26 protein-coding genes, 2 pseudogenes and 1 other annotated feature are annotated in these 21,259 nt (G+C 34.0%); of the genes and pseudogenes, 10 read left to right on the forward strand and 18 right to left on the reverse strand.

Features of this window, described 5'->3' with window-relative positions; translation table 11 throughout:
* Positions 1 to 41 precede the first annotated feature (41 nt).
* From ER639_RS09890 to ER639_RS09900, 3 genes are all read left to right on the forward strand, one after another.
* Complete coding sequence (locus ER639_RS09890) at positions 42 to 419, forward strand: VOC family protein (RefSeq protein WP_129065629.1); 378 nt, start codon at positions 42 to 44, stop codon at positions 417 to 419.
* 152 nt (positions 420 to 571) lie between these two features.
* On the forward strand, positions 572 to 931 hold the full coding sequence (locus ER639_RS09895; RefSeq protein ID WP_129065630.1) for a DUF3147 family protein: 360 nt from the start codon (positions 572 to 574) through the stop codon (positions 929 to 931).
* A gap of 12 nt (positions 932 to 943) precedes the next feature.
* Positions 944 to 1,336 (forward strand): DUF3147 family protein, encoded by a 393-nt coding sequence (locus ER639_RS09900; RefSeq protein WP_129065631.1) that lies wholly within the window; start codon positions 944 to 946, stop codon positions 1,334 to 1,336.
* A gap of 161 nt (positions 1,337 to 1,497) precedes the next feature.
* Here the strand turns inward: ER639_RS09900 and argS are convergent, their stop codons facing one another.
* The 11 genes and pseudogenes from argS to ER639_RS09955 all read right to left on the reverse strand — a co-directional run bounded on the left by argS (position 1,498) and on the right by ER639_RS09955 (position 10,617).
* Complete coding sequence (gene argS, locus ER639_RS09905) at positions 1,498 to 3,174, reverse strand: arginine--tRNA ligase (RefSeq protein ID WP_129065632.1); 1,677 nt, start codon at positions 3,172 to 3,174, stop codon at positions 1,498 to 1,500.
* 42 nt (positions 3,175 to 3,216) lie between these two features.
* Positions 3,217 to 3,429 (reverse strand) — a binding site (T-box leader).
* 61 nt (positions 3,430 to 3,490) lie between these two features.
* On the reverse strand, positions 3,491 to 3,688 hold the full coding sequence (locus tag ER639_RS09910) for a hypothetical protein (protein WP_129065633.1): 198 nt from the start codon (positions 3,686 to 3,688) through the stop codon (positions 3,491 to 3,493).
* Positions 3,689 to 3,962: 274 nt separating this feature from the next.
* Positions 3,963 to 4,957, reverse strand: a pseudogene (locus tag ER639_RS09915) (NADP-dependent oxidoreductase).
* A gap of 112 nt (positions 4,958 to 5,069) precedes the next feature.
* Positions 5,070 to 5,849 carry an SDR family oxidoreductase gene (locus ER639_RS09920; protein WP_129065634.1) on the reverse strand — a complete coding sequence of 260 codons (780 nt, stop codon included), beginning with the start codon at positions 5,847 to 5,849 and terminating at the stop codon, positions 5,070 to 5,072.
* Positions 5,850 to 5,858: 9 nt separating this feature from the next.
* The gene (locus ER639_RS09925) at positions 5,859 to 6,524 is read right to left on the reverse strand and encodes an ABC transporter ATP-binding protein (RefSeq protein ID WP_129065635.1); all 666 of its coding nucleotides are present in this window, start codon (positions 6,522 to 6,524) and stop codon (positions 5,859 to 5,861) included.
* An 8-nt stretch (positions 6,525 to 6,532) separates the two neighbouring features.
* On the reverse strand, positions 6,533 to 7,582 hold the full coding sequence (locus tag ER639_RS09930) for an ABC transporter permease (protein ID WP_129065636.1): 1,050 nt from the start codon (positions 7,580 to 7,582) through the stop codon (positions 6,533 to 6,535).
* Between the two features lie 89 nt (positions 7,583 to 7,671).
* Positions 7,672 to 7,980 carry a DUF5052 family protein gene (locus ER639_RS09935; protein WP_129065637.1) on the reverse strand — a complete coding sequence of 103 codons (309 nt, stop codon included), beginning with the start codon at positions 7,978 to 7,980 and terminating at the stop codon, positions 7,672 to 7,674.
* Between the two features lie 78 nt (positions 7,981 to 8,058).
* Positions 8,059 to 8,544, reverse strand: a complete 486-nt coding sequence (locus ER639_RS09940; protein ID WP_129065638.1) for a kinase — start codon at positions 8,542 to 8,544, stop codon at positions 8,059 to 8,061.
* A 51-nt stretch (positions 8,545 to 8,595) separates the two neighbouring features.
* Positions 8,596 to 9,162: an LOG family protein gene (locus ER639_RS09945; RefSeq protein ID WP_129065639.1), complete on the reverse strand. Its 567-nt coding sequence runs from the start codon at positions 9,160 to 9,162 to the stop codon at positions 8,596 to 8,598.
* Between the two features lie 27 nt (positions 9,163 to 9,189).
* On the reverse strand, positions 9,190 to 9,585 hold the full coding sequence (locus ER639_RS09950) for an NUDIX hydrolase (RefSeq protein WP_129065640.1): 396 nt from the start codon (positions 9,583 to 9,585) through the stop codon (positions 9,190 to 9,192).
* Complete coding sequence (locus ER639_RS09955) at positions 9,586 to 10,617, reverse strand: threonine aldolase family protein (protein WP_129065641.1); 1,032 nt, start codon at positions 10,615 to 10,617, stop codon at positions 9,586 to 9,588.
* Between the two features lie 101 nt (positions 10,618 to 10,718).
* Here ER639_RS09955 and ER639_RS09960 point away from each other — a divergent pair, with 101 nt between their 5' ends.
* Both ER639_RS09960 and ER639_RS09965 read left to right on the forward strand, forming a co-directional pair.
* Entirely contained in the window at positions 10,719 to 11,144 is a 426-nt protein-coding gene (locus ER639_RS09960; protein WP_129065642.1) for a TipAS antibiotic-recognition domain-containing protein, read from the forward strand.
* A 114-nt stretch (positions 11,145 to 11,258) separates the two neighbouring features.
* Complete coding sequence (locus ER639_RS09965; protein WP_129065643.1) at positions 11,259 to 12,128, forward strand: alpha/beta fold hydrolase; 870 nt, start codon at positions 11,259 to 11,261, stop codon at positions 12,126 to 12,128.
* Between the two features lie 122 nt (positions 12,129 to 12,250).
* On the opposite strand, the gene ER639_RS09970 is transcribed toward ER639_RS09965, so the two are convergent.
* Positions 12,251 to 12,898: a Type 1 glutamine amidotransferase-like domain-containing protein gene (locus tag ER639_RS09970; RefSeq protein ID WP_129065644.1), complete on the reverse strand. Its 648-nt coding sequence runs from the start codon at positions 12,896 to 12,898 to the stop codon at positions 12,251 to 12,253.
* Between the two features lie 109 nt (positions 12,899 to 13,007).
* Here ER639_RS09970 and ER639_RS09975 point away from each other — a divergent pair, with 109 nt between their 5' ends.
* A complete protein-coding gene (locus tag ER639_RS09975) occupies positions 13,008 to 14,078 on the forward strand; it encodes a serine hydrolase domain-containing protein (RefSeq protein WP_129065645.1) in 1,071 nt (356 codons plus the stop codon).
* A gap of 84 nt (positions 14,079 to 14,162) precedes the next feature.
* On the opposite strand, the gene ER639_RS09980 is transcribed toward ER639_RS09975, so the two are convergent.
* The 3 genes from ER639_RS09980 to ER639_RS09990 all read right to left on the reverse strand — a co-directional run bounded on the left by ER639_RS09980 (position 14,163) and on the right by ER639_RS09990 (position 16,844).
* On the reverse strand, positions 14,163 to 14,852 hold the full coding sequence (locus tag ER639_RS09980; RefSeq protein ID WP_129065646.1) for a transglycosylase SLT domain-containing protein: 690 nt from the start codon (positions 14,850 to 14,852) through the stop codon (positions 14,163 to 14,165).
* A 405-nt stretch (positions 14,853 to 15,257) separates the two neighbouring features.
* Complete coding sequence (locus ER639_RS09985; protein WP_129065647.1) at positions 15,258 to 15,686, reverse strand: VOC family protein; 429 nt, start codon at positions 15,684 to 15,686, stop codon at positions 15,258 to 15,260.
* A 93-nt stretch (positions 15,687 to 15,779) separates the two neighbouring features.
* On the reverse strand, positions 15,780 to 16,844 hold the full coding sequence (locus tag ER639_RS09990) for an LLM class flavin-dependent oxidoreductase (protein WP_129065648.1): 1,065 nt from the start codon (positions 16,842 to 16,844) through the stop codon (positions 15,780 to 15,782).
* 122 nt (positions 16,845 to 16,966) lie between these two features.
* Here ER639_RS09990 and ER639_RS09995 point away from each other — a divergent pair, with 122 nt between their 5' ends.
* Positions 16,967 to 17,884, forward strand: a complete 918-nt coding sequence (locus ER639_RS09995) for a VOC family protein (protein WP_129065649.1) — start codon at positions 16,967 to 16,969, stop codon at positions 17,882 to 17,884.
* Positions 17,885 to 17,916: 32 nt separating this feature from the next.
* On the opposite strand, the gene ER639_RS10000 is transcribed toward ER639_RS09995, so the two are convergent.
* The 3 genes and pseudogenes from ER639_RS10000 to ER639_RS10010 form a co-directional block, all read right to left on the reverse strand.
* The gene (locus tag ER639_RS10000) at positions 17,917 to 18,315 is read right to left on the reverse strand and encodes a universal stress protein (RefSeq protein WP_164993420.1); all 399 of its coding nucleotides are present in this window, start codon (positions 18,313 to 18,315) and stop codon (positions 17,917 to 17,919) included.
* A 26-nt stretch (positions 18,316 to 18,341) separates the two neighbouring features.
* A pseudogene (locus ER639_RS10005) lies at positions 18,342 to 19,475 on the reverse strand (SulP family inorganic anion transporter); the annotation flags it as partial.
* Between the two features lie 77 nt (positions 19,476 to 19,552).
* Positions 19,553 to 19,738 carry a hypothetical protein gene (locus ER639_RS10010; protein ID WP_129065652.1) on the reverse strand — a complete coding sequence of 62 codons (186 nt, stop codon included), beginning with the start codon at positions 19,736 to 19,738 and terminating at the stop codon, positions 19,553 to 19,555.
* Positions 19,739 to 19,973: 235 nt separating this feature from the next.
* Between ER639_RS10010 and ER639_RS10015 the strand changes: the two genes are divergently transcribed.
* From ER639_RS10015 to ER639_RS10025, 3 genes are all read left to right on the forward strand, one after another.
* Positions 19,974 to 20,339, forward strand: coding sequence for a YccF domain-containing protein (locus ER639_RS10015; RefSeq protein ID WP_129065653.1), 366 nt, complete (start codon positions 19,974 to 19,976; stop codon positions 20,337 to 20,339).
* 128 nt (positions 20,340 to 20,467) lie between these two features.
* Positions 20,468 to 20,686 carry a helix-turn-helix transcriptional regulator gene (locus ER639_RS10020; RefSeq protein ID WP_129065654.1) on the forward strand — a complete coding sequence of 73 codons (219 nt, stop codon included), beginning with the start codon at positions 20,468 to 20,470 and terminating at the stop codon, positions 20,684 to 20,686.
* Positions 20,670 to 21,197, forward strand: coding sequence for a DUF3278 domain-containing protein (locus ER639_RS10025; protein ID WP_129065655.1), 528 nt, complete (start codon positions 20,670 to 20,672; stop codon positions 21,195 to 21,197). The genes ER639_RS10020 and ER639_RS10025 overlap by 17 nt, the downstream gene beginning before the upstream one ends.
* The last annotated feature ends 62 nt before the right edge of the window (positions 21,198 to 21,259 follow it).

Genomic DNA, 21,259 nt, shown 5'->3' on the forward strand with positions numbered 1-21,259 from the left:
TAGTATGTTACATTTATATTATCAAACAACGAGGTGATGGTATGAAGTCTTATTGGTTAAATATTCCGGTTAAAGATGTGCAAGCGTCGAAAGCTTTTTTTAGTGGGATTGGTTTAGAAACGAGAGATGGTCAAGACCCTGAGCAACTGGCGAGTGTACATATGGGCAGTATGGTGTTTTGTTTGTTTAGAAATGACGTATTATCATCATTTATACAAGCCCCTATTTCAGATACATCTACAGGTAATGAGATGATTGTTTCATTCGATTTATCAACGAAAGAAGAAGTCGATACATTATGTGAAAAAATCGAAGAACACGGTGGAAAAGTACTTGCTGGCCCATCTGTGATGAATGGCTATTATGGCTGTTTATTCACAGACTTAGATGGCCATAAATATAATGTAATCGTTATGTAGCGCTGGTTTCAGCGCTTTTTTTATGACTCTAAAGTTTGTGAACATAATCACAAAATGTCATGATTTTGTCAAACTTTCTTGTGATTCCACTCACAAATGAGCGTATATTAATAGATGAATTAAAAATACTATTTAAAGAAGAGATGATATTTATGTTTGGTATATCCATTGTTGGGTTACTCATTCGATTTATTATTGGAGGAATTGCAGTAGCAGCCGCTTCAATCGTAGCAGGAAAAGTTGGAGGTAAGATTGGTGGAATAATCGCGACAATGCCCGCAGTATTTATTGCAGCAATGTTATCTTTATCAGTAGATCATAAAGGAAATGATTTAATAACTGCAGGAATGAATCTAAGTTCAGGGGCTGTAATGGGAATTACAAGCTGTATATTAACAGTTGCCATTACATCAGTTTACGTTTCTAAACACGGATTCAAAAAAGGTGCAGCATTCTCAGTTGCATGTTGGTTCTTAATTTCTTGTGCGTTATTTACAATCAAAAACTTATAAAAGGTGATCAAAATGAAATTTAAAATATTATTATTAAAATTCTTAATCGGTGGTAGTACAGTAGCTTTAAGTTATATTGTTTCTAAAATCATTCCATGGGAAGATTTTGGTGGTATCTTTGCAACATTCCCAGCAGTCTTTTTATTATCAATGTGCATTTCAGGCATTGAATACGGAGACAAAATGGCAGCACACGTTTGTAAAGGTGCAATCTTTGGTATGACAGGCTGTTTATGCTGTATATTAGCCACTTGGACAATGTTAAATGCAACAGGCATTTGGGCATTAAGTTTAATCGTTGGATTAGCAACATGGTTCGTTAGTGCTATGGTTATTTTCACAACCGTTGAACATGTAACAGAAGCTCGTAAACATCGTTTACATAGTGTTAAACACATCTCCTAGGAATTAAGGAATATATAAAAATGGCACGCTTAATGGCGTGCCATTTTGTTTGTATTTATGGTTGATTTAGTTGATATAGTTGCACGCTTATTAGGGTCTCGCGTGCAGTTTCTCTTGTTTCTGCACGCTCAATGTACGCTTGCGTGCAACTTCCTCCAATATTAAATCGATTTTGGCGATTCTATACCTAACAATCTTAAACCTTCTTCTAAAACAATAGATACTGCACTTAATAATGCAATACGATCTTTCAAATGTGATTCATCATCTAGTATTCTTACTGAGTTGTAATATTGATTAAAGTATCTTGCAAGTTGTAATAAATATCTTGCTACTTCTGCAGGTGAGTGTTTTTCAAATGCTGTGATTAATGTAATTTCAAATAAATGTAACTGTTTAATCATCGGCCATGCAGCCGCATCGATTGTATTCACTGTGTCAACTTGTTCTATTCTACTTTTATCAATCAATGCATGGATTCTTGCATTCGTATATTGTAAGTACAAGCATGTGTTTCCTTCTGCTTTTAACATTTCTCCTATATTAAATTCAATATCATTGAGACGGTCATTTTTCAAATCATTAAAAATCACTGCCCCAATCCCAATTTGCTCTGCGACTTTATCAATATCATCTACATACGTTGATTTTTCTAAAATATTTTGTTTCGCCATACGCACTGCTTCATCCAAAACTTCATTTAGTAAGATGACTTTTCCTTTACGCGTCGACATCTTCTTCCCGTCTTTCAATATCATACCGAACGGAATATGTTGCATATCTTTTGCCCATGTAAATCCTAATAACTTCAATACCTCTATTAATTGTTTAAAGTGTAAAGATTGTTCATTACCCACTACATAGTAAGAATGGTCAAAGTTATATGTACGTTTTCGATACAATGCAGTCGCTAAATCTCTTGTAATATATAGCGTTGAGCCATTATTTTTCTTAATTAAAGCTGGCGGCATTCCTTCAAGCTTTACAATTTGTGCGCCATTATCTTCAACTAAAAGATGCTGACTTGCAAGAAGTTCCACAATTTCATCCATTTTATCATTGTAAAAAGCTTCACCGTGATATGAATCAAATGTAACACCTAGTCGATCATAAATTTTATTAAAAGCGTCTAAAGAAACACTTCTAAACCACTCCCATAGTGCAACATGGACTTCATCACCTTGTTCTAACTTCAAGAATGCTTCACGACCTTGTTCATCTAATTCAGGGTTCTTTTCTGCCTCTTCATGGAATTTCACATACAGTTTAAACAGTTCTGGAATTGGGTCTTTTTTAACGTCGGCTTCATTCCCCCATAATTTATAAGCCACAATTAATTTCCCAAACTGAGTTCCCCAATCACCTAAGTGATTGATTTTTACTGGGCTGTATCCTAACTTTTCAGCAATTAACGCGATAGAGTTACCGATAACCGTTGAACGCAAATGTCCCATGCTAAAAGGTTTAGCGATATTCGGTGAAGACACATCCATTGTAATCACTTGCCCGTGCCCCATATCACTATCCCCATAATGACGCCCTTTTTGTAAGATGCGTTTAATTTGAAGTTGACCGAGATACGTTTGATTGAAATAAGCATTCACATAGCCACCAACCGCTTCTACATGGTCAATCAAAGGGTCATGTAATTGTTCTGCAATACTTTGAGCAATTTGATTTGGTGCTTTTTTTAAATGTTTGCTTAACGTAAAGACAGGAAAACTCAAATCACCTTGTCCCTCATGCTTTGGATATTCTATAAGTTGAAAAATCTCATCAATAGATAATAATTCAATTTGTGTACTTAATGCTTTTGCAAATATATGTTTCATAACCATTCCTCCATAAAAGATAAAATAAAAAAGCACCCACCTCTTATAAAAAGAGGTGAATGCTTACATCCACGGTACCACTCTCATTATGTTCATAAAGAACACACTCTAAATTGATAACGATGTTGCCACCGGATATACCTACTCATTTCAATACATCATTCACAAAGTGCGCTTCATTATCCATTTCATATTGCCCTCACACCAACGACAACTCGCTTAAATCCATACATAATTACTCTCTTTGCGTCTAACAATTAATCCTATTAAATTATCAAATATCATATCACGAAGTAATTAGAAAAACCATCTTTTTTTACACTTATTTACTAAAAATATACCAAACATCAAAAATGATTGTAATGATGACTTGTCCTATTAATATGTATTTAAATTGATTCGGATTATACGTAACACGTTTATGTCTTTTGGCACGTCTTAAATTATTATAATGAAACATCGCACTTGAAATTAAAATATATAGCACAGATCCTACAAACAATAATACATACTTTAACATCGTCATCCCTCAGTTCTGATTTTGATTTGATTATATCTCAATGTTTCACTAAAGGTTTGATGATTTTTGCTTTATTACCAAATAACTTCTAACACCCGTGCAATTTCCTTTGTTTCTGCACGCTCTACATACTCTTGCGTGCACCTTCCTATGTTTCTGCACGATCCACATACTCTTGCGTGCAATTTCCTATGTTTCTGCACGATCCACATACTCTTGCGTGCACCATTCTCTCTCTAATATAAAAAAGCCATCACCTCAGTGATGACTTCTATTACATTTCAATAATTATTTTTCCTTTGGCACGGCCAGATTCTGAATAATCTAATGCTTTTTGTGTATCTTCAAATTTAAACACGCGATCAATGACAGGTTTAATTTTACCTGCTTCAATATGTTGTGTGATAGTTGCTAATTGTTCTCCGCTTGGACGCATGAATAAGAATTCATATGTTGCATCATACTGCTTTGCTTGTTTCTTTAATTTTCTTGATACAAGCTTAAACAACAATTGTTTCGCACGACCAAGGCCTAATCTTTGTGCAGTTACTTCAGTAGGTAGCCCAGAGATTGAAATGACTTTACCACCTGGCTTCAATATACTGAAACTATCTTCTAATTGTTTACCACCTAATGTATCGAAAACTGCATCATAATCTGATAAAACATCTTTGAAGTTTTTTTCTTTATAATTAATCACTTCATTAGCACCTAAAGACGTTACTAAATCAATACCTTTATCACTTACAGTTGTTGCAACATGTGCTCCAATGATTTTTGCGAGTTGAATTGCAAATGTACCTACACCACCTGATCCTGCTTGAATTAATATCTTTTGGTTCGGTAATAATGCTAATTCCTCATAAAGTGCTTGATAACTTGTTAACCCTACTAAAGGAATACTTGCCGCTTCTACGTAGTTCAGATTACTTGGCATCGGTGCAATTACATCTTCTTCAACAGCGATATACTCTGCAAACGTTCCAATTTTATCTTTATTTGTACGTCCATACACTTTGTCGCCAACTTGATATCCTTTAACACCACGACCAACTTTAACCACTTCTCCTGCAAAGTCATTCCCTAAAATTAAAGGAAATTTATAAGATAACAACAACTTTAACTCCCCATCGCGAATTTTAAAATCCACAGGGTTAATACTTGCTGCATGAATTTTTATTAACACTTGCCTTTTTTTGCTTTAGGAACTTTAACTTGCTTACTTTCCACTACTTTTTGGCCATATTTATCTATCGCCATTGCTGTCATTGTCATATTAGTGCCTCCGAATATTAATTGTTCTCATCAGTCTAACACAATTACGTATCACACAATATAAATACGCTTAAATAAAAAAGTACGACGCTCGCCGTACTTTTGTTTATCGGATAAATCCACCTTCAGAGTGAAAAACTTGCCCTGTCATCCAGTCGCCTTTATCAGATAATAAAAATTCAACCAAATTAGCAGTATCATTTGGTGTACTCATCCTGCCAAATGGAAAACTATCCTTTATCCATAGTCGCTGTACTTGTACAGGTTCATCTAAATAACCTGTATTTGTAACACCGGGATTAATACAATTGACTGTAATATTTTTTGGGGCTAAATGATGCGCCAATGACTTCGTGATTTCTGAATTTGCCCCTTTAGATAACGCATAACAAATTTCATCAGACATCGGTCCTAATGACTGACCACTTGTAAATAATAATACCTTTCCTAATCCACGTGTGGGTTCGAATTGTCTTACAAACATTTGAATAAGTAACATCGAAGCTTTTGTATTCACCTGATAGTGTTGATCTAACCAACTTGGTTTAAGACTTTCAATATCACCATCATGACCACTCATAGCATGGTTACATACTAAATAATCTATCGGACCATATTCATTCATCCATGATTCCATTGACAATATGGCTTCATCTGATTCGAAATTAACCGATTGATTAGCAAATACTGCTCCATCTTGTTTATATTGTTCGAGCGATTTAATCACTTGTGAAATATCGTCTTTGCCCCATGGTTGTCTTTCATCATGACCAACATAATGTTGAATCAATACGTTCATTCCTAGTGATAAACAGCGCTTCGCAAGACTGTAACCAATACCTCTTCTTCTACTTACACCTGTGATTAATACTGTTTTTCTTTGCATGCAATCCACCTACTTTTGTGTCAATACCCCATCATTCATTTCATATACTTTATCAAATTGATCTAATAACCTTAAATCATGTGTGACTACAATGGCTGAACGATTGCCTGTTTGTACTTGTTGTCTAATGAGTTCGATAACTTCATGTGCTTTTTTAGAATCTAAACTTGCTGTTGGTTCATCTGCAAGGATAATTTTAGGATTCGTATAAACTGCTTTTAAAATGGCAACACGTTGGCGTTGTCCACCTGAGAGTTCATTTGGATACTGATTCAATACACCACTCAATCCCAATGCCTCAACATTTTTCATCCATTCATCATGGTCCATCACATTTTTATTTACTTTATTTAATAATTTAAATTGATCTTTAATTTTAAGAAATGGTACTAAGTTTGATGATTGCAAAATAAATCCTAATGTCTTTAACCTTACTTTTGCACGTTGTTTCTCTGAATACTTCGATACATCTTTACCGTCAATGATGATGCTACCTTCTGTAGGTGACTGCAACAATCCTGCAATGGTCAATAACGTACTTTTTCCTGATCCTGAAGGACCGATGATTGCAATCATTTCATTAGCGTTTACTTCAAGCGTTGTTGGTTGTAAGGCTTCAACGTATGTTTGACCTTTACCAAACGATTTACGAACGTCTTTTAATTGTAATAACATAAGTCCTCCTAATTGATAATTTTTAATGGATCTACTTTTTGAATTGAACGGATCGAGAATAAGCCACCTAACACGGCCATCACAATAATAGTTACTGCATATATTGCAATCGTTGCTAAATCAAATTTAATCGGTACAACCGGTGGCAATGCGAGTTGCGTACCATACGTCAATAACAATGCAATTAGCACTGAGAAGACACCAATCACAAATGTTTGTAATACAAGTGAACGTGCTAAGAAACCGGTACTAATTCCTTGTGCCTTCAATAAGCCATATACAGCTGCCTTTTGAATCGTAATGATATATAAGAATATCCCGATAATACATGCTGAAATTGCAAATAAGAAATAACTCATAATATCTAAAGTTAATTTCTGTTCAGTGAAACCTGGTAACTTCTTAATAAAAGTATCTTTATCAACTAAACTATATTTATCATCTAATTTCACATCTTTAAACTTCGAATCTCTAATAACCAAAGCATTCACTTTGCCCTTTAATCTTTGATTCGATAACACATCAGCTGTATGCATATTCGCATAAACGATAGGTGCAGCGTTATATTTAGATTGATCCGTGAAACCAACAATCTTTAACGTTTCATCAGTTCCAGCCAAATCTAGTTCGTCACCAACCTTAAATCCTTTTTCCTTTAAAGTGTCATCAGCAACCACTTCAAAATCCTTAGAAAATGATTTCCCTTCCACAACATTCGGGTTTAGAAATTCATCTTTATCAATACCGAACAACATGGTATTTTGCTTTTTTTCACCTTTAGCAATGATAACACCTAAATTTTTAATAGATGCTGTTTCTTTAAACTTATCCTTCACATCACTTGCTTTAAACAAAGACTGCGCTAAATTTTGGTTAGATTCATCTGTAACTACAAATGCATCAGCCTTCCACTTATCAATAGATTCTTTGTTCATATTCATTAATCCAATACTTAATCCTGAAACTAAAAATAATAAATACGAAATTAAGACTAACACACCAATAATTAAGCCAAACTTCAGCTTATTAAATAAAACTTCTTTTAATGCTAAAAACATAGCACCCCTCCTTAATTTTTATTATACAGATATTTACTCATAAAATAAAAAGCACTCTATGGATAGAATGCTTTACAACACTCAACTTATTATTCTTTGACCTCAAACTTTTCAGCGCCACGCTCTTCAACGACAACATCTGCATTAATTGCTTGAACACGTTTACCATCAATGTTAATTGTCACTTGCGTTCCGCCATTTTCATTGTATTTCGTACGTACATTTTTGCCATGATACTTTTTAAGTACTTTACCGTCTTTACTATAAATTGTGACTGTTCTATCTAAACCTTTCGTATCACTTTCAAAATCTTTACCCCAATCATCAAAAACAGTACATCCAGATAATAAAATCGTACCCACTAAAAGACTACATGATAATATCCATTTAGATCTCATATGTTCACCCCATCAAAAGTTGATAAGGATATTGTACATATAAACTATACATCATTTTTGATAATAATTGCTTCTAAATTACCTCACGTCCGAAAGAATCATTTGGATAATATCATCTTGGGTTAACGATTCATCAATGATTTTTTCACATGAAACACCTAATCGATCATCTTCAAGAAACCATTGTCGCATCTCCTCTTCCCCAAAATCGACATCTTTAAACTGATGTCTTCTTAATGTTTCTTCAAATGGAATCTTAAAGTAGTATGGATGGACATGATTTTCGAAATCTGTAATTAAACCTCGGAGCATATCACCGTGCTTACGATTCGTTAAAATCCCTTCTAAAATAACAAAATCACATCGTTCCATACCAAATCGTACAATCGTATCCAACAAATCCGTAGACACACTACCGACCTTATCCTTAACACGTAACATCTCACGCCTTACAATATCTTGAGGCACAAGTAATGTCCCTTCACCTAAATGCGCTTGTAATAACTTTGCAGTAGAAGATTTACCACAAGCAGAATTCCCACGTAAAATAATCAACTCTGACATACTGACCTCCTTATAAAAAACACCCAATTCTTATGAATTAGGTGCCTTTGTTTATTTTTGGTATAAAGTGAATTCTGGTTTTTCAAAGTTTTCGATGACTGATTCTAATGATTCAATCGTTTTACAGAAATAAATATTTTTACGATCGCTTTGTGTTAAGAAGCCGTTTTGTACCATTGAATCATAAAATTGTTCAATTAAATCATAATATCCGCTTTGGTTAAAGAAGATACACGGTCTATCGTTTTGACCAATGCGTGACCATGATACGACTTCTGTAATTTCTTCTAATGTCCCTGGTCCTCCTGGTAATGCGATACATACATCTCCGATATCAAGCATTTTCTTTTTTCGAATTGGCATATCATCTACGATTAGTAATTCTGTTAAATTTGGATGAGAGATTTCACGGTCTGCTAAAAATTTTGGCATTACACCTGTTACTTTCCCACCATTTTCTAATACTGTATCTGCCACTGCACCCATTAAACCGATATGGCCACCACCATATACGAGTGTGTGATCATTGTCTGAAATCCATTTTCCTAATACTTTCGCTTCTGTTTCAAATATCGGGCTATTACCTTTACTTGCGCCACAATATACGATGATATTCATATTATCCCAACCTTTTCTTTGATAATGTTATTGTAATAGACCTTGGTTATATTGTTCAATAAATTCTAACACTGCTGGAGCAATGGCATCATCATGTGCTATATCAAACCATTTGATTTCTGTAATTTCACTTTCTGCTGAAAAATTTTCAATTGGTTTTATTGATTTAAAACATGCTAATGATACTGTCATAGTAGCATCTGGATAAGCAGGTCCAATCACATTTCCCATATGGTGCAGTTCATGCTTCTCTAAATGAACACCCAATTCTTCTTGAATTTCTCTCACTAACGCGTCGATAGGTGCTTCGTTAGCTTCAATTTTACCACCTGGAAAGTAGTACTTTGTATTCTCCCTTACTTTTACTAACATTAATTGATTGTCTTTAATTTCTACTAAACATACACAGTTTATATCTGCCATTTATAATCCCTCAATATCTTTAATTAATGTTTCGACATCTTCTGTTTTTGTTGACCAACTTGTACAGAATCGAACTGCAGTATGTTCGTCATCTACTTTTTCCCATGTAGCGAATGTGTATTTATCTTTTAATTGTTCAATTTGTTGATTCGTTAAGATTGGGAATCTCTGATTGGTTGGTGATGGATATTTCATTTGAATTCCAGCTTTTTCAAACGCTTCTGTAAGTCGATTTGCTAGTTGAACTGCATGTTCGGAAATGCTGTGATAAAGATTGTCTTCAAATAATGTTTGAAATTGTATTCCTAACAATCTTCCTTTAGCCAACATGCCGCCTTGTTGCTTGATGTGATATCTGAAGTCTGTTTTTAAGTCATCATTTGTGATCACGACCGCTTCTCCAAATAACGCACCTACTTTTGTACCTCCGATATAAAAGACATCTGAATACTGTGCCAAGTCACTGAGTGTGACATCATTTTCATCTGCCGCTAATGCATAGCCTAACCTTGCACCATCTATAATCAAATACATATTATTCGCTTTACAGAATTGATATAAATTTTGTAATTCTGATTTCGTATACAGTGTCCCAAATTCTGTTGGTTGTGAGATATAAACCAATTTAGGCTGTGGCATATGTTCAAATGTTACATCTTCCCAATAATTTTTGACGAATGTTGCAACATGCTCTAACTGTAGTTTGCCATTTGTTTCAGGTAAAGTGATGACTTTATGGCCTGTATTTTCAATGGCTCCTGTTTCATGTACTGCAATATGTCCAGATTCCGCTGCAATGACAGCTTGATGTGGTCTTAGCATCGATGAGATGATTGTTTTATTTGTTTGTGTCCCACCTACTAAAAAATGAACATCACCGTCTGTATTTGCAGCATCTTTTATTAATTTAGCTGCATACATACAATGTTCATCCACACCATAACCTGGATGTTGCTCATCATTTGTTGCGATTAATTTTTCTAAAATTTTTGGATGTGCTCCTGTTGAATAATCATTATCAAAACGTATCATTGTTCCACCTCTTTTGTAGTTACTAGTATATCACTTATAATAATTTTAAAAGAAATAATAATCTTTAGATTTTGATTTCACATATATAAGGAGCGATTCAAATGACAGAACAAGAGAAATTCGAAGCATTTAAAATGAATACTTTGAATGAACAAGAAGAAAAATATGGGAAAGAATTACGAGAAAAATATGATTCAAAAGTAGTTGAAGCATCTCATCAACACTTTAAGCATTTATCGAAAGCACAATATGATGCAGCTGTTGCGGCGGAAAATGCATTGATCAATGAATTAAACACCCTTTTATCTCAAAATATTAGTGATTTAGATCATCCTAACGCAAAGTCTGCATTCCATCACCATAAGACTTGGTTAGAAATCATGAGTGGTATGTATAGTACATCATACCATCAAAATTTAGCACATATGTATATTGCAGATGAACGTTTTAGTGACTACTATAATAACAAAACAATAGAAGATTCTGTACAGTTATTAAGTGACATTATTATACGTCATACAATCTAATATTTATCTGTATTAAATACGTTTTTAATAAGTTTAAGTCAATGTAATATTAGCACTTATTTTATAATTTACACCTTTTATGAAATTGTTTATATTTATCATAGAGGTGATGATATGACAACAGTAAACGAACAGTTACTTGATTTAATCAAAGAAAATCATTTAACTTATAAAAAAGTTCAAATTAAAGACCATACCGTAAGTTATTTTGAAACAGGTGAACAGCACAAAGATACGTTATTATTGATTCATGGATTTGGAGCTACAGCAATCGATTTCTTACCTTTGATGAAACATATGCGTGAATTACATATCATTTCGATTGATTTACCTGGTCGCGGCGATTCAACAATGAACGAACGTATTTATACACCAGCAGAAATCGCAACTTGGTTACACAATTTTGTTACTAAAATCGGCCTTAAAAATTTTCACATTGCTGCACATTCAATCGCTGCACACTACATGTTTGATTACGCAAGTAAATATGACGTCATTTCATGCATCTCATTAGATGGTGGTTACATGTCACCTAAACATGTTGAAGGGTATTCGTTAGAGCATGAAATAGAACAAACAAAATCATTTGTCGATATGCTTGCTTATGATACGGAAGCAGATTACTTTGCTGAAGAAGAGAGTATTGGAAAGACCTTTGAAGAAGCATTGATCGATCGTAGATTATTTGTAACAAAAGGAGAAGGTTTAGAATATACTTTATCTCCTGATATGGCAGCCAACTTTGTTATTGGTGCTAAAGATTACCCTAATCAAAAGGTATTAAAGAAAGTAAAACAAGATGTTTTGATTTTAAGAAGTGATTTACCTGAAGAAATTAATGATTTTAGAGCAAATGAAATTAAAGACTTCACTGACATAAAACCAGCAACTGTAATGATTGTTAAAGATAGTACACATAGCGTATATATCACACAACCAGAAATCACAGCAACTTATATTAAAAATTGGATTGAAAATCAATAAATTTAGTGTAAGCCAATCTTTATCGATTGGCTTATTTTTTTGCGGCTCATCTGACACTTACACTTGAGCCACAGATTCATTTGCAGCTCATCTGACACTCACACTTGAGCTGCAAGGCGCCTTTATTCAAAGATTTTAATATCACCGTACATTTCAACTTCTCCATTTCTTACAATCAACATACCCTCATCAGTCAGTGCAAATACTTTTACACCTTTTTCTTTAACGACTTTCTCGTTATATGGGTCCATATATGGTTCATAATGTACTTCGATATCAAATCCTGATACTAAGTTCAGTCCTCTTTCATACGAGAAAGAGGGATAATCTTCATCTGGTGTGATGTGATAGTGATTTAATTGCACCATTGCACCTGCACTGTAACCTACAACAACACCATTAAATGCTTGTATCACCTCTACTAAGTCTTTTTCAATTAAACGTTGCATCATAAGTTCTGGGGCCCCGCCTGTAAAGAATATGACCTCCGCATTTTGTATTTCCTGTTTCATATCATCTATAGAATCTTGATAATAATTTATCCATCGAATCGCTTCTTGTTCTACACCGAATGTTAGTAATGGATCAATTGTCGGTTGATAAAATTTTCCACCCACGCCATAAATATTTTTCCATTCTTTTTCGTTAGTAACATATTTATCGGTAAACGAAAATGGAATAATCAACACGATTTTACCTTTAATATACCTTTCAATTTCTGAATTCCAATTGCTTTTTTCTTTAAATAAGCTAAGTAAAATATTAATCATGTCATCACCCTTTTTTTATTTTTTAAAACTACAAATCATCGTTGCTTAAATTTTGCGTTATGTTATAAATCATTCTAAACTTATACTATCTTGATGTACGAGGTGTACCATGTCTTTTGTATTTCGTTTTTTAAGAACGATTTTTATCGCAACATTAATTTTTATTATTTTAATCTTTTGTATTCAATATTTCCAATCTCAAGATGATCGTTTTAGACAAATTGATGATCAAGTGAAAGCAAGTCGCGATATTAAAAATGCTTATATCCGAATTGACCATCCTAAGAAAATACATGAATTTAAGAAAAATTTAACAGCGCACGATCGTTTTTACGTTGCTTCAATTAGCAAGCTCTTTACATACTCTGTCGTATTTCAACTGATAGATGAAGGTAAGTTATCAATGGACACACGCATGGTTGATGTACTCGACAAAGATAAAGTAGATCATTTATTGACTATTGATGGTAAAGATAAGACATCAACAATTACCGTTGATCAATTATTAAACCAAACAACTGCTTTACCCGATTATGAGTCTGATCATTTAGACAATCAACCATCTATAGGTTCAATATTACAAAAGCAAGATCTCGATTTTCCACCGAATGAAGCCATTAACTTAACGAAACAATTATCTGGAAAACATTTAAATCATGAAGCTTATTATTCTGGTATGAATGCAACATTACTCGGACTGATGATTGAAAAGATTACACATCAATCGTTAGAAGAAAACTTTAAATCACGTATTTTTCAGCCACTTGGTTTAAAGGATACAGCTGTACCTGATAAATCTCTAAAGATTTCAGATACGTATTACAAAGACCGTAAAGTGAATAATCTTCTTTATGCACAAAGTAACATCGCACCAGCAGGTCTTGTATCTAGTGGTCATGATTTAATGATTTTTATTAAAAGTTATTTTGATGGTCAGTTATTTAAAAAATCACATATCAGTCATCCTGATTTCGTACCACTTCAAGGTTCAAAATCTATGTACGCTCATGGTTTAATGCGTGTTGATGCATACGGAGTCATACTAGATGGTCACGCAGGCTCAACGGGTAGCTTTGCATTTTATGCACCAAAGAAAAAAGCTTATATCGTAGGTACGATTAATCAAAATGATGTCAATCAGTATAAAATCATCTCAGCCTATATCAATTCATTAGATTAAAAAGGTCCATCAGAAAATATCTGATGGACCTTTTTTTCATAAAAAAACACACTAGCTTTTGCTAGCGTGTTTGAATTGGTTATATTAGAATCCCCAAGCTGATAAACCTTGTGCATTGTATGCTCTAGTTGCAGCGTTGATTTGGTCTTGAACTGTTGCTGTTGAACCCCAACCTGGCATAGTTTGGAATAAACCTGAAGCGCCTGATGGGTTGTATGCATTTACTTGACCATTTGATTCACGTGCAATGATGTGCTCCCAAGTTGAAGCTGAAACGCCTGTACGACGAGCCATTTCTTGAGCTGCAGCTGAACCTACTGAACCAGCAGTGTTACCGTTAGCTAAACGGATACCACTTGTTTGAGTGTTTGCACTTGTGTAAGAAGTTTTAACTGCTTGTGGTGCTGAGTAAGTTTGTTTTACAACTGGTTGTGAAACTGGTGCTTGGTATGAAACTGCTTGTGGTGCTTGGTAAGCAGTAGCTGCAGTTGTGTTACCTACAGGTGCATTTGTATCAGCTGCACCTGTGTAGTGGTATTCCCAAGTCCAGTAGCTACCATTTGATTCGAAATCAAATTGGTAACCATTGTATACGAATGAATAGTCATAAGCGCCTTCTTCAACGGGTGCTTGGTTTAATAATTCTGGGTGGTTGATTGCTTTGTCAGCTAAATCTGCTTTATTGATTTCTGAAGCGTCTGCTGAATGTGAGAACGCTACTCCTGTTAATCCTAATCCTAATGCTAATGATGTTGTCATTACTGTTTTTTTCATTTTATAAATCCTCCATTAATTTCGTTTTTTTAAATGTTTCTATATCAACTTTATGAAATTGTCTGTTTTAAGTACATTAACTACAATACCACATAATTTATGCTTGTAAGTTACAGCGAATTAACAATTTACCTTCTAACATTACAGTGAATGTAATATAAAAAAGTCAAGTTATATCCCTTTTTACACTTTGAAAGCTTGTTGTTACGGGTATATTAAATTAAATAGAAAATATTGTATGTTACAAACAGATTAAAACAACGAATATTTCGTAAAGTTACGGTGTGATATGTCATATTGATGAAAAAATACAACATTATCACGTAACAACATCATATAAAACATTGGTGAAATATAAGTGAAAATAAAAAAGCTGAGACAAAAGTCTCAGCTTACAAAATGAGATTAGTTACCGTTGAACATCCAATCTACACCATATTTATCTTTTAAGGCACCCATAACGCCACCCCAGAATTGTTCTCCGATTGGCATTTCTACTTTTGTATCAGGATGTGCAGCGACACGATCAAATAATTCAGTCATTGCTTTAGTGTCTTCTGCATTATCTTTAGCCCAGTTGATTGATAAAGAAATACTTGCATTGAAGTCTCCTGCCTTACCGAATTTATCGGCTGCATATAATTTATGTCCTGCCACTTTAAACTCTGAATGCATTGTCATATCTTCAGCTACTGCTGGGTCAACACCAAATTGGCCAGCTTGTTCAGGACCTACAGGTAAACGGTTGATGTCTGTTGCACCAAATACTTCTTCATAATAAGCTAAAGCTTCTTTTGCACTATCAAATGCTAAATACGGGATTAATTCTGTCATGTGTCATGACCTCCTAAATTGAATATGAAATCTATTTAAATATAGCACAATGTATTTTGAATTACGAATTTCAACATACGTTTTGCTCAAATTTTAAATTGAACGTTTTTCACGATCTTTAAAATAATTGTCAACGATTGGTTTTACTTTTTCACCATATAAACGAATGGCATTCATAATGTCTTCATGTGGCATTGAACCCATCGGTAAATGAATCATAAATCGATCTAAATTTAATGCTTCTACTGTATCGATGATTTTATATGCGACTGTTTCAGGCGATCCTACATATAAGGCACCATATTCAATTTCACTTAAATAAGCTTCCATGCTATAAGCTGGCCATCCACGTTCTTTCGCTAATACATCATGACTATTTTTCGTTGGATAAAAATACTTTTCTCTAGCAAGTTCATCTGTTTCAGCAATAAAGCCCCATGAATGCACTGAAACAGTCATCTTACTTAAATCGTGGCCATGCTCACTACCGATTTGTTTATATAAATTAATATTTTGTCTGAAACGTTTAGGATTACCACCGATGATAGCATATGTAATCGGCAATCCTAACTGAGCGGCACGGAATGAACTAGATGGCGTACCACCAGATGCAATATTAATAGGAAGTTCTTTTTGTACAGCACGAGGATAAACTCCTTTACCTTCTACAGGTGCACGTGTTGTCCCTTCCCAAGTAACGATTTCATTTTGATTGGCTTGAATCAATAAATCTAACTTTTCTTCATATAAACGTTCATAGTCATTTAAATCGTAGCCAAAGAGTGGGAATGACTCAATAAATGATCCACGACCTGCCATAATTTCTGCACGACCATTACTTAAAGCATCTAATGTTGCAAATCGTTGATATACACGAATCGGGTCATCAGAACTAAGTACGGTAACAGCAGATGATAATTTAATATGATTTGTAAGAGGTGCTGCTGCTGCCAATACACTTACAGGATCTGAAACAGCATAGTCTGGTCGGTGATGTTCACCTAAACCATAAATATCTAAACCAACCTCATCTGCCAGTTTAATTTCTTCAACAATATCACGTATACGCTCTGCAGCTGATATTTTCCCATGATTTCCTTGCTCGTTAAATCTTTCACTATTATCTCCAAATGAAGTAATACCTAATTCTACTTTCATAAGTTCTCCTATCCGAATCGATTGATTCTTAATGTTCATATTGATATAATATTTATACTCAGTATAATTATTATATCATATATTAAAAAATAATCAACATTGTTGATAAAGGAGTGATTCATATGAACATTACAGGTCATCATCATATTTCAATGTACACAAAAGACGTACAAAAAAACAAACAATTCTATACAGAGATCCTTGGCTTAAGACTGGTAGAAATTTCAGTGAACCAAGATAATCCAACGATGTATCATTTCTTTTATGGTGATGAAACTGGTAACGCTGGTACATTGCTCAGTTTCTTTGAAATCAAAAATGCCGGACCTATGCAACGTGGCACGCACAATATTGCACGTTTGTCATTATTACTACCTAGTGCATCCGCGGTTCAATATTTCGTTGAAAGATTAAATAAGCAACACATTGAAACAACAAACGTCCAATACGGTAACGAAACAGGTATTTTGTTCAAAGATCCTGATGATTTAGAGATTGTACTTATCAATAATCACAACCGTAACATCCCTCAGACTTGGGAACAAAATCCTTACACTGATATTCCAAAGCAATATCAAATTTTAGGCATGGGACCAGTGATGTTACATGTAAGAGATACAGAAAAAACAATTCAATTCTTATCAGAAACACTTGGTTTCAAACAAAATCAACATCAATATACTATTGATGAAACAGGTATTTATTCAGACTTTATCATTGAAGAAAATACACACTCACCTGCAAAACCTGGTCGCGGTTATGTGCATCACATCGCTTTAACACTACCAATAGACGAAGATTTAATACAACTCACACAAAAGTTGGACCAATTACCTGGAAAACATACAGGGATTATTGACCGCTATTTCTTTAAATCCATTTATTATCGACATAACGGCATCATATTTGAATTCGCAACAGACGGCCCAGGATTTACACGAGATACTGACAAAGCACATCTTGGTGAACAACTTCACTTACCAGACTTTTTAGAGCATCGACGTGAAGCAATAGAACAACGTTTAACACCATTAACATAAAAAATAAGCATCTGAGACTTAGCCTCAGATGCTTATTTCACTACCAATACTGGTATTTTCACTTCTCTAATAATACGTTTACTCACACTACCTATGACCGCTTCTTGGAATCGATTTAATCCTCTAGAACCGATGACAAGTAAATCATAGTTGCCAGATTGACTCGTTTTAATAATCGTTTCACAAACCTCTCCATGTACGACAAGTAGTTCATATTGAATATTCGTATCCTCTAACAATGAAATCATATGCGCTAACTGATGTTTACGATGCATGATGCTATCTTCTTGATAATGAAGTACTGCATCTTTCGCATCTTCTGCTGAAACAACACTGAGTAATGTCACCTTGCTCTTCAAATGTATTGCTTCTTGAAGTGCGCGCATACTGTTATCCGATCCATCTACTGCAACTAAAATATGTTTATACATTATGAAGCCTCCTTTAACCATTTGGTAAATACGAAATGAAGTACACTTCCTGCAATAACCCCTACAGCTAAATTATGTGTCAATAAAACTAAAATAATCGTTAATAATACCACAGAAATATCTGTCCATTTGGCGTTTTTCAAAAACTTAAATGTCCCAAAATCAAATGTTAAAAATGCCACAACAACCATAATACCCGCTAACACAGCCATTGGAATTTGTACGACATATTGGCCTAATACAATAATCAAAAACATTAAAAACGACCCTGTCACAAGTGAAGATAATCTCGTTGTTCCACCCGATTTCAAATTCATCACGGATTGACCAATCATCGCACAGCCACCGATACCTCCAAAAAACCCTGAAAGAATATTCGCCATACCTTGTCCTGCAGCCTCAATATTCTTATTACTGTCATATGATAATGCATCATCCACAATTCTTGCGGTTAACAGACTTTCAACCAATCCAACAATCGCCATTGATATACTATAAGGCAAAATAATCTTAAGTGTTTCAAAATTAAACGGTACATTCGGAATAAAAAAGTGTGGTAAATGACGTTTAATCTCACCTAAATCGCCAACCGTTTTCACATCCACATGTGTATAAATAGATATCACTGTCAATAACAATACAGCGATTAAAGGCGCTGGTATCTTCGTAAAATACTTAGGCACAACATACACAATCACCATCGTTATAACAGCGAACACATAAGTAACGCCATTAATACCAAAAATATGTTGCAGTTGTGATGAAAATATCAGTATCGCTAATGCATCAACAAACCCAATCATAACTGTATTCGGAATGTACTTTAAGAGCTTACCAATCCCTAGCACACCCATTAATATTTGAAGAACACCCATCAGCAAAGTCGCAGCTAATAAATAATCCAAACCATGAATCTTTACTAACGGAAATACTAACAATGCAATTGCACCTGCAGCAGCAGAAATCATTGCAGAGCGCCCGCCTGTAAAAGCAATAACAACAGCAATTACAAATGACGCATATAAACCGACCATAGGATCGACACCCGCAATAACTGAAAATGCAATCACCTCAGGAATTAACGCAAGTGCAACAACCATACCTGCTAAAATATTTTGAAACGGTTTATCTAACCATTCTCTTTTTAAATAATCAATCATAATAACCTCCACTTACAATATGATGATTATATCATTAATAAAGCACATAAAAAATAAGCCTACCGCTTTGGTAGACTTTATTTGTCTTGAATCGTTGATTGTGATGTGATGATGTCTAACATTTGTACTAATTTTGCAATACCTAAAACGACAAATGCAACAATTAGAATGCCTTTGAAAGCTGCTAAATGGATAACAGCAAAGAAATCTAATACAAACAACATGAAAATCACTGATAAAATTAATTCGATCGATTGTTTCATGAGATCACTCCTTAAATCGTAATTATTCAGTTTCCTTCTAATTACTAGTAGCATATCACATTTAAATTAGAAAAAGTTAAAATCACTGGATTTTTAAGGTAATTTTAAGGTTAGGGTTCATTTGTCAGAATTGTTTGCTAAATCAACACTATTTCGCCACGATTTCTCAACCTTAAGGATGATGTTAAACACCTTTTTTAAGCGTATAGTAAAAGTATAAATGGAGGCGATTATCATGAATTTCATAGGAAATGTACTTTGGTTTATATTTGGTGGATTGGTGAGTGGATTGGCATGGCTATTCTTTGGACTCCTTTGGTGCATTACGATTGTAGGCATACCCGTTGGTTTACAATGCTTTAAAATCGCTGAATTAAGCTTTAGCCCATTTGGTAAAGAAATTATTTATCGTGACAGTCCAACTTCAATATTACTCAACATCATTTGGATCCTTGTTAGTGGTATCCCATTAGCAGTCGTACACGTAACAAGTGGCATCGCACTATGCTTAACCATCATTGGTATCCCATTCGGAATCCAATCATTTAAACTCGCAATCCTTTCATTAATGCCATTTGGCGCACAAATCGTTAAAAGATAAATCAATAGCAAACAATTAATGAGCCCTAAAAAGAGGGCTCATTTTTTGTCATATATATTTGACATTTTAAATCATAAATATTATGATTGATATGTCAAATATATACGACATTTCCTAGGAGAATATATATGAATAACGTACGTACTTATAGAAAAAAGTTAAAAATTTCTCAATTAGATTTAGCGAAATCCATCAAAGTTTCAAGACAAACAATCAATTTAATTGAAAACGATAAATATAATCCATCTTTAGATTTATGTATCAAAATTGCTAAAGCACTTAATACAGATTTAAATGCTTTATTTTGGGAAGTTGAGGAGGAGAATTTGAATGAAATTCAAATATAGTAAGCTTATGTCGACTTTTGTAGGATTAGAAATGGAAGATGATGAATATCAAAGACAAATGGGGTTTGAAATACTTACAAACGCATTTAACTATATATTTTTTCTGTTATGCTCTTTAATGCTCATCAGTTTATTTTGGGATATCATGCATCAAACCATTTCAGTTGGGACCATTTTATTTTTCATCATTTTACAAGTCTCATCTATTATTTTATTAAATAAATCAAGAAAGAATCAGGCCGCAATTACAGAAGTTTATTCTGACGAAGAATACAATGAAGAAATTCATAAATTGCGAAAATCCTCAATAAAAATTGGGCTTTATTGGGGCACTACAATGTATATCACGATGGAAATTATCTTTAAAATTGCGGCTGGAGAAAAGTTCGAATTCTCATTTTTTAATTTAATCATTTGGATTTTAGGTGGTGCTCTTTTTGGCACAATGATGTATTATGCTTCAAAATTAAAAGTTAAAAAAATCTCAAACGACGAAGGTGATATTGAATGAACATTCTAAATGAAAAACTAATGAAGCGTAATGTTGGTTATATCAATCAAAGAGATGAGTAT

The sequence above is a fragment of the Macrococcus sp. DPC7161 genome, assembly GCF_004117835.1.
Classification (GTDB): Bacteria; Bacillota; Bacilli; order Staphylococcales; family Staphylococcaceae; genus SDSC01.